Annotated in this window: 7 protein-coding genes and 1 pseudogene; 3 read left to right on the forward strand and 5 right to left on the reverse strand. The window is 69.5% G+C overall.

The window, feature by feature from the left end:
- The first annotated feature begins 132 nt into the window (after positions 1-132).
- Positions 133-1,125 carry an AraC family transcriptional regulator gene (locus DK254_RS09940; protein ID WP_109933644.1) on the forward strand — a complete coding sequence of 331 codons (993 nt, stop codon included), beginning with the start codon at positions 133-135 and terminating at the stop codon, positions 1,123-1,125.
- A gap of 336 nt (positions 1,126-1,461) precedes the next feature.
- Here DK254_RS09940 and DK254_RS09945 read toward each other — a convergent pair whose 3' ends face one another.
- Positions 1,462-2,817 carry a 3-oxoacyl-ACP reductase gene (locus tag DK254_RS09945; protein ID WP_109933645.1) on the reverse strand — a complete coding sequence of 452 codons (1,356 nt, stop codon included), beginning with the start codon at positions 2,815-2,817 and terminating at the stop codon, positions 1,462-1,464.
- Between the two features lie 167 nt (positions 2,818-2,984).
- On the opposite strand from DK254_RS09945, the gene DK254_RS09950 reads away from it, so the two are divergent.
- Positions 2,985-4,265, forward strand: a complete 1,281-nt coding sequence (locus DK254_RS09950; RefSeq protein ID WP_109933646.1) for an acetyl-CoA C-acetyltransferase — start codon at positions 2,985-2,987, stop codon at positions 4,263-4,265.
- 508 nt (positions 4,266-4,773) lie between these two features.
- On the opposite strand, the gene DK254_RS09955 is transcribed toward DK254_RS09950, so the two are convergent.
- Positions 4,774-5,220, reverse strand: coding sequence for an Lrp/AsnC family transcriptional regulator (locus tag DK254_RS09955; protein ID WP_089390136.1), 447 nt, complete (start codon positions 5,218-5,220; stop codon positions 4,774-4,776).
- Between the two features lie 167 nt (positions 5,221-5,387).
- On the opposite strand from DK254_RS09955, the gene yedA reads away from it, so the two are divergent.
- On the forward strand, positions 5,388-6,275 hold the full coding sequence (gene yedA, locus DK254_RS09960; protein WP_109933974.1) for a drug/metabolite exporter YedA: 888 nt from the start codon (positions 5,388-5,390) through the stop codon (positions 6,273-6,275).
- Positions 6,276-6,281: 6 nt separating this feature from the next.
- On the opposite strand, the gene DK254_RS09965 is transcribed toward yedA, so the two are convergent.
- The 3 genes and pseudogenes from DK254_RS09965 to DK254_RS09975 all read right to left on the reverse strand — a co-directional run.
- Positions 6,282-6,533: a hypothetical protein gene (locus tag DK254_RS09965; RefSeq protein WP_089390137.1), complete on the reverse strand. Its 252-nt coding sequence runs from the start codon at positions 6,531-6,533 to the stop codon at positions 6,282-6,284.
- Positions 6,534-6,653: 120 nt separating this feature from the next.
- Entirely contained in the window at positions 6,654-8,237 is a 1,584-nt protein-coding gene (locus tag DK254_RS09970) for a rhodanese homology domain-containing protein (protein ID WP_109933647.1), read from the reverse strand.
- Positions 8,234-8,405 (reverse strand): annotated as a pseudogene (locus DK254_RS09975) (3-mercaptopropionate dioxygenase); the annotation flags it as partial. The pseudogene DK254_RS09975 and the gene DK254_RS09970, both read right to left, overlap by 4 nt.

Below are 8,405 nucleotides of genomic sequence, written 5' to 3' on the forward strand. Positions count from 1 at the left end.
GCAGGCCGGTCAATCGGCGGCTCTGGCATGGGGCTTGTGGATAAATCGACCGCTGCCATGGCGTGTTACTTGAGAGGCGGTGGGAAAGCTGCCTAAGATGGGCCCGCTTCATGGATAACCAGAATAAATACCATGCACGATCTGACCGACGATGTGGCGCTGATGCGCCCGGTGATCGACGCGCTGCGCGCCAGCGGCAGCGATCCCGACCGTGTGCTCGCCCGGGTTGGCCTGCCGCCGGGCGCCCTGCCGGCCGGGCGCTTCCCCCATAGCGCGCAGAACCTGTTCTGGAAGGCCGCCGCCGAGGAATGCGGCGAAGAACACGTCGGCCTGTACCTGGCCGGGCACCTGCCGGCCTTCCACGGCCTGCTGCTGGAATACCTGTTCCTCTCCAGCGCCACCTTCGGCGAAGGCCTGCGCCACGCCCTGCGCTACGTGCGCCTGCTCTCCGACACCCTCAACGCCCGCCTGGAAGTGGAAGGCGAGCGCGCCGTGCTGCTGCTCGGCCACAGCGCCGGCACCAACCGGCACTTCCCGGAAATGCTCGCCGGCGCGGTGATCCGCCTGTTCCACGCGCTCACCGAAGGCGACTTCAGGCCCCGCGAGGTGCAGCTGATGCACGAGCAGGGCGCCCCCGCCGAACGTTATCGACAGGTCTATGGCTGCCCGGTGCGCCTGGGCGCCGAGCGCTACGCCCTGGAGTTCGACGCCGCGGTGCTGGACAAGCCCTCGCGCCACGCCGCGCCGGAGCTGCTGCGCATGCACGAATCGCTGGCGCGCCGGCAGCTGGCGGAAGTGGAGCGCCTGGACCTGGTGCGCAAGGTGCGCGAGCTGATCGGCGAGCTGCTGGTGGACGGCGGCGCCACCCTGGAGCAGGTGGCCGCGCGCCTGGACATGCCGGCCCGGCGCCTGCGCGAACGCCTGGCCATGGCCGGGGTGCGCTTCAACGACCTGGTTACCGACTATCGTTGCCGGTTGGCCAAGGAGCTGCTGCTGAAGACCGACGAGCGCATCGAGGTGATCGTCGAGCGTACTGGGTTTTCCGAGCCGAGTACCTTCTACCGAGCTTTCAAGCGCTGGGTGGGGGAGACGCCGGTGGAGTTCCGCAAGCGCGGGAAGGCATGAGGCGGCTAGCCGAAACCTGCTCTTCGTAGGAGCGAGCTTGCTCGCGAACGCTGTTCTGCCGGTGGTTTCGGTGCTTGCCTTGAAGAGCACCCTCTCCCCAGCCCTCGGCTGCGCGCCCCGCCCTGAAGGGAGAGGGGGCTAGTCCGTGCCGAGAAAGGTGATGGTTTCCGCCGGAAACCTCTGTGCTAGCCGGCTGACTCCAGAGTATCCAAGCGCTCCGAACGGTCCCCTCTCCCTTCAGGGAGAGGGTTAGGGAGAGGGGCGGAGTTCGACCGAAACACCCAGGTCACCTGGAAATAACGTAGGACTCATCCGCGCCCCCGGCAGAGCCGGCCCTCACGCCCCCAGCAAACTCTGCCCGCAAACCCGCAACACCTGCCCACTCACCGCCCCGCTGCCCGGCTGGGCGAACCAGGCCACGGCCTCGGCCACGTCCTGGGGCAGGCCGCCCTGGCCCATGGAGTTCATGCGTCGGCCGGCCTCGCGGATGGTCAGGGGGATGGCCGCGGTCATCTGCGTCTCGATGAAGCCCGGGGCCACCGCGTTGATGCTGATGCCCTTCTTGCCCAGCGCCGGGGCCCAGGCCTGGGCCAGGCCGATCAGGCCGGCCTTGCTCACCGCGTAGTTGGTCTGCCCGAGGTTGCCGGCGATGCCGCTGATGGAGGCCAGCAGCACCACGCGGCCGTCGTCGTGCAGCTTGCCGGCGTCCAGCAGGGCCTGGGTGAGCACCTGCGGGGCCTTGAGGTTGACGTCGATCACCGAGCTCCAGAACGCCTCGCTCATCTTCGCCACCGTCTTGTCGCGGGTGATGCCGGCGTTGTGCACCACGATGTCGACGCCCTCGGGCAGCGCTTCCACCAGCTTCTCGCCGGCGTCCGGCGCGCAGATGTCCAGGGCCACGCCCTGGCCGCCCAGGCGCGCGGCCAGGGCGTCGAGGGCGTCCTTGGCCGGCGGCACGTCGAGCAGCACCACCTCGGCGCCGTCGCGGGCCAGGGTTTCGGCGATGGCCGCGCCTATGCCGCGGGCGGCGCCCGTGACCAGGGCGCGCTTGCCCACCAGCGGGCGGCTCCAGTCCTGCACCTGCCCGGCGTAGGCCGAAAGGCGGATCACCTGGCCGGAAACGTAGGCGCTCCTGGGCGAGAGGAAGAAGCGCAGGGCGCCTTCGAGCTGGTCCTCGGCGCCCTTGCCGACGTACAGCAGCTGCACGTTGCCGCCGCGGCGGATTTCCTTGCCCAGGGAACGGCTGAAGCCTTCCAGGCTGCGCTGCACGCTGGCGGCGACCGGGTCCTTCAGGGTTTCCGGGGCGCGCCCGAGGATGACCACGTGGGGGCACAGGTCCAGGCCCTTGAGGGCGCCCTGGAAGAAGTTGCGCAGTTCGATCAGCTGGTCGAAGCCGGCCAGGCCGCTGGCGTCGAACACCATGGCCTTGAGCTTCGGGCCGTGCTCGGCGGTCCAGCGCGGCAGGCCGTACTGGCCTTCCACGGCGGCGTAGACGGCATCGGTCAGGCGCTGGCTGAAGCCCAGCACGGCCTCGCCCAGGTTGCCCACCCCGCCCAGCAGCAGGGCGCCGTCCACCGGCCGGGTGCGCCCGGCGCTCCAGCGTTCCAGGCGTACCGGCGCGGGCAGGCCGAAGGCGCCGACCAGGCGGCGGCCGACGTTGGAGTTGGCGAAGGCGATGTAGCGATCGGTCATGGACGGGGGCTCCTGCACGGATACTCGAAGTGCCGACCACTCTACGCAGGCACCGGTTCCGCGCAATTGACCGCGCTGACCTGCGCCATGGCGGGGCGGCCAATGCGACGGGACCGGCTAAGGTTAGCCTGTGCGCCACAACCCGCTCAGCCCGCAAGGAGCCTTGCATGACCCAGACCCGACGGGTCGCCATCGTCGGCGGCAACCGTATCCCCTTCGCCCGCTCCAATACCGTCTACGCCACGGCGAGCAACCAGGAGATGCTCACCAGCGCCCTGGACGGCCTGATCGAGCGCTACAACCTGCATGGCGAGCGCCTGGGCGAGGTGGTGGCCGGCGCGGTGCTGAAGCACTCGCGGGATTTCAACCTGACCCGCGAATGCGTGCTGGGCACCCGCCTGGCCGCGGAAACCCCGGCCTACGACGTCCAGCAGGCCTGCGGCACCGGCCTCGAGGCGGCGATCCTGGTGGCCAACAAGATCGCCCTGGGGCAGATCGAGTGCGGCATCGCCGGCGGCGTGGACACCACCTCCGACGCGCCCATCGGCGTCAACGAGGGGCTGCGGCGCATCCTGCTGGAGGCCAACCGCGGCAAGTCCAACGGCGACAAGCTCAAGAGCCTGCTGAAGATCCGCCCGCGCCACCTGATGCCGCATATCCCGCGCAACGGCGAGCCGCGCACCGGGTTGTCCATGGGCGAGCACTGCGAGCTGATGGCGCAGACCTGGCAGATCCCCCGCGACGAGCAGGACAGGCTCGCCTACGAAAGCCACATCAAGCTGGCCGCGGCCTACGCCGAGGGCTGGCAGAACGACCTGATGACGCCGTTCCGCGGCCTGACCCGCGACCAGAACCTGCGCCCGGACATCAACCTGGAGAAGCTCGGCACCCTCAAGCCGGTGTTCGAGAAGGGCCCGCGCGGCACCCTGACGGCGGCCAACTCCACGCCGCTGACCGACGGCGCCTCGGTGGTACTGCTGGCCAGCGAGGACTGGGCGAAAGCGCGCGGCCTGCCGATCCTGGCGTACTTCCGCGACGGCGAGGCGGCGGCGGTGAACTTCGTCGGCGAGGGCGCCGAGGGCCTGCTGATGGCGCCGGTCTACGCCGTGCCGCGGCTGCTGGCGCGCAATGGCCTGAGCCTGCAGGACTTCGACTACTACGAAATCCACGAAGCCTTCGCCGCCCAGGTGCTGTGCACCCTCAAGGCCTGGGAAGACGCGGAATACTGCAAGACCCGCCTCGGCCTGGACGCGCCGCTGGGCTCGATCGACCGCGGCAAGCTCAACGTCAAGGGCAGCTCCCTGGCCGCCGGCCACCCCTTCGCCGCCACCGGCGGGCGCATCGTCGCCAACCTGGCCAAGCTGCTGGACGCGGCCGGGAAAGGGCGCGGGCTGATCTCGATCTGCGCCGCGGGCGGGCAAGGTGTGACCGCGATCGTGGAAAAGTAATCCAATACATCGGGCGGCCCTGGCCGGCCCACGATGTAACAGCAACTCCGTGACTTAGGGCGGTGCCGTGCGAGCGGCACCGCCTCTTTTTTGCGTGGCTGGGCGTTTCGTTTTTTGTAGGAGCGAGCTTGCTCGCGAACAGCCTCTCCCGGCAGCGCTATCGTCTCAGGTCGACTCCGTCCCCTCTCCCCAGCCCTCTCCCTGAAGGGAGAAGGGGCTTGTCCGTGCCGAGAGAACAAATGGTTTCAGCTGAGAACCTTAGTGCTGCCGGCTAACTCCATAACAGCCAAGCACGCCGAACGGTCCCCTCTCCCTTCAGGGAGAGGGTTAGGGAGAGGGCGCTCTACAGCCCAACTCCCAAGCCCGCCGGCAAGCACTGTTCGCGAGCAAGCTCGCTCCTACGAAGAGCGCCCCATCCTGCTCGCTTGCAGCTTGCAGCTTGCAGCTTGCAGCTTGCAGCTTGCAGCTTGCAGCTTGCAGCTTGCAGCTTGCAGCTTGCAGCCTCTTTTTACCCCCCCTGCAACATCGCCGGATGCACCCGCCCATCCAGCGTGGTCGAGAGGATCAGCGAAGTCTTGCTCGCCCCATGCTGCGCCAGTTGGTCGATCAGCTCTTCCAGCTCGGCGGTGCTGGTCACCGTCACCCGCAGCATCACGCAGGATTCGCCGGTCACCCGGTAGCAGTCGAGCACCTGGGGGATTTCCGTCAGGCGTTGCAGCTGCAGGGCGCCGCGGTGGTCGTTCAGGCGCAGTTCGATCAGGCACTGGATCGGGCGGCCGAGCTTGGTCAGGTCTACGCTGGCGTGGTAGCCGGTGATCACCCCCTCGGCTTCCAGGCGCGCCACGCGGTCGGCCACCGCCGGGGGCGAGAGGTTGATGCGCCGGGCCAGCTCGGCGAAGGACAGGCGGCCGTTTTCCAGCAGGGCGGCGAGCAGTGCGCGGTCGTATTTGTCCATCGGTTTTTCTCGTCTGTGGAATCGATGGCTTTCCTGGTGAAAATCCGTCGAAAGAAAAGTGTTACGCCAGATAATGCGTTCTCTGTGCCTTATAGGGCACAGGAGCACTTAATAAAATGAGGCGCTACGACCCACTTGTCGAGCCCGCTGCCATGTCCGTCATGCCCATGCCCAAAGCCCGCGTCTCGCTGACGCTGATCGCTGCCTTCTTCGCCCTCTACTTCATCTGGGGCTCGACCTACCTGGTGATCCGCATCGGCGTGGAAATCTGGCCGCCGATGCTGATGGCCGGCTGTCGCTTCGTCATCGCCGGCGCGCTGCTGCTGGCCTGGGCGCTGTACCGCGGCGCGCCGCTGCCCAGCGGGCGGCAGTGGCTGAACGCCGGGGTCATCGGCGTGCTCCTGCTCAGCTGCGGCAACGGCGGGGTGACGGTGGCCGAGCACTGGGGCGTGGCCTCGGGCGTCGCCGCCCTGGCGGTGGCCACGGTGCCGCTGTTCACCCTGGTGTTCGCGCGCCTGTTCGGCCAGCGCAACAGCCTGCTGGAGTGGGGTGGCATTGGCCTGGGGCTGTGCGGCATCGTGCTGCTCAACCTCGGCTCCAACCTGCAGGGCAGCCCGGCGGGCGCCGCGCTGATCCTCTTCGCCGCCGCGGCCTGGGCCTTCGGTTCGGTGTGGAGCCGGCGCCTGGACCTGCCGGCCGGGCCCATGGCCAGTGCGCTGGAGATGCTGGTGGGCGGCGCCGCGCTGCTGATCGGCAGCCAGCTTTCCGGCGAGCACCTGCAGCAACTGCCGGACCTGCGCGGCTGGCTGGCGCTGGGCTACCTGGTGGTGTTCGGTTCGATCATCGCCTTCAGCGCCTACGTCTACCTGCTGGCCAACGTGCGCCCGGCGGCGGCCACCAGCTATGCCTTCGTCAACCCGGCGGTGGCCGTGCTGCTCGGGGTGCTGTTCGCCGGCGAGCACATCGGCTGGCCGGAGGCGCTGGCGATGGCGGTGATCATCGGGGCGGTGGTGTTGATCAGCCTGCCGCAGTGGCGGCGGCGCGAGGCGGCCTGAGCCGGCTCAGTTGATCGGGACGATGCGCACGCGGGTGACCCCCACGCGATCGGCGCTGTGCCGCAGGTTGGGGATCAGGTTGGGGTCCAGGGGGGCGTCGGTCAGCCCGGTGGGGTCCTCGCCGGTCTCCTGCGCCAGGTGCAGCAGGACCTGCAGCAGGGCGAGGAACTCGTTGGGCTCCTCGGACCACTCGTGGATCAGCCGGCGCGGCTGTTCGCGCAGCCGGTAGTGGATGGCGTAGCGGTGGGTGACGTTCATGGTGGCACCTCCGCAGGCTAAGACACCTCAGAACGTCAAAATTCCCATCACTTTCGCGGCCAGCCGACAGGTGGTCATTTTTTCGCCACTCACCGACAGACGTCGATGAGTGGCGGCGCCTCAGATGACGAAAAAGCCGTGGGTGCCATCGCGGCCGAGCTGCTCGACCAGGCCGAATTCCCAGTCCAGGTAGCCCTGCATGGCCTCGCGCGGGTTGTCGGTGCCCTCGTAGGGGCGGCGGTAGCGGTCGATGCGCGGCGCGGCCAGCAGGCGCTCGCCTTCCTCGGTCGGCAGGCCGGCGGCGACCCAGGCCGCGGTGCCGCCTTCGAGCAGGAACACCGGCTTGCCGCTCAGCGCCTGCACCTGCGGTACGGCGAAGCGCGCCAGCAGGCTGCTGCCGCAGGTGAGCACATAGCGTTCGGCCGCGCCCAGCTGCGCCAGCGCTTCCTTCAACTGGCTGCGCAGGGCCCAGGCGGCGCCGGGAATGTGGCGTTTCACGTAGTTGGCGCTGGCGGTGAAGTCGAGCACCCGGGTGCCGGGCTCGCGCAGCCACTCGGCGAGGGTCTGCGGGGCGATGGTTTCGGCCTGCGGCTGCGGCGGCAGCGGGGCGGCCCAGGCGCCCTTCTCGCCGAAGTCGGCGGTGGACAGCCCGTCCAGCACCGCCACCTCCCAGCCCATCTGGGCCAGCCAGGAGGCGCTCATGTTGGCGCGCACGCCGTCGTCGTCCAGCAGCACCAGGCGCGCGCCGCGCACGCTGGCGACGTGGTCGGTCTCCTGCACCAGCTGGCCGCCGGGGGTGGAGCGCGAGCCGGGCAGGTGGCCGGCCTCGTATTCCTCCGGGGTGCGCACGTCGAACAGGTAGGTGGTGCGCCCGGCCTCGGCCTGCCACTGGCGCAGGCCGGCCAGGTCAGTGCGCGCCACGCCTGCGCGGTCGGCCACGGCGCGGGCGCGCTGGGCGGCGGCTGCGCGGGTGGCGCTGGAGACCTCGCCGAAGCGCCGCGCCTGGCCGTGCTCCAGTCGCTGGCCGGCCAGCGTCCAGCCGATGGTGCCGTTGCGCAGCGCCGACACCGGGTTGGCGATGCCGGCGTTCACCAGCGACTGGGTGCCGATGATGCTGCGGGTGCGTCCGGCGCAGTTGACGATCACCCGGGTGGCCGGGCTGGGCGCCAGCTCGGCGACGCGCAGCACCAGCTCGGCGCCGGGCACGCTGATGCCGGTGGGGATGCTCATGGTCTGGTATTCGTCGAAGCGGCGGGCGTCCAGCACCACCACGTCGGCCTTGGCGTCGAGCAGCGCCTGCACGTCCTCGGCGGCCAGCGACGGGGTGTGGCGCTCGGCCTCCACCAGCTCGCCGAAGGATTTGCTCGGCACGTTGACGTCCTTGAACAGCTCGCCGCCGGCGTCGCGCCAGCCGGCCAGGCCGCCGTCGAGCAGGGCCACGTCGCTGTAGCCCAGGTCGAGCAGGCGCTGTGCGGCGACTTCGGCCAGGCCCTCGCCGTCGTCGTAGACGGTGACGGGCGTATCGCGGCGCGGCACGCGGGCGTAGACCTCCAGTTCCAGCCTGGACAGCGGCACGTTGGCGGCGAACAGCGGGTGCGCCTGGGCGAAGGGGTCTTCCTCGCGCACGTCCAGCAGCGCCAGCTCGCGGCGGGCGAGGAGGGCGGCGCGGATGTCGTGGAAGGTACGGCGGGCGATCTGGCTCATGCGGGGTTCTCTTTCGACAGGTCCCAGATATTGGGCAACTGGCTGTTGGAATAGCCGGAGATGAAGGGCTTTTCCTCACCTTCGGCGGTATAGACGGCACGCCGCACCGCGCCGATGTTGGCGCCGTAGACGTGGATGCTGATGGAGGGCCGGTCGGCGAAGGCGTTG

The organism is Pseudomonas sp. RW407, from assembly GCF_003176655.1.
Lineage (GTDB): Bacteria > Pseudomonadota > Gammaproteobacteria > Pseudomonadales > Pseudomonadaceae > Pseudomonas > Pseudomonas delhiensis.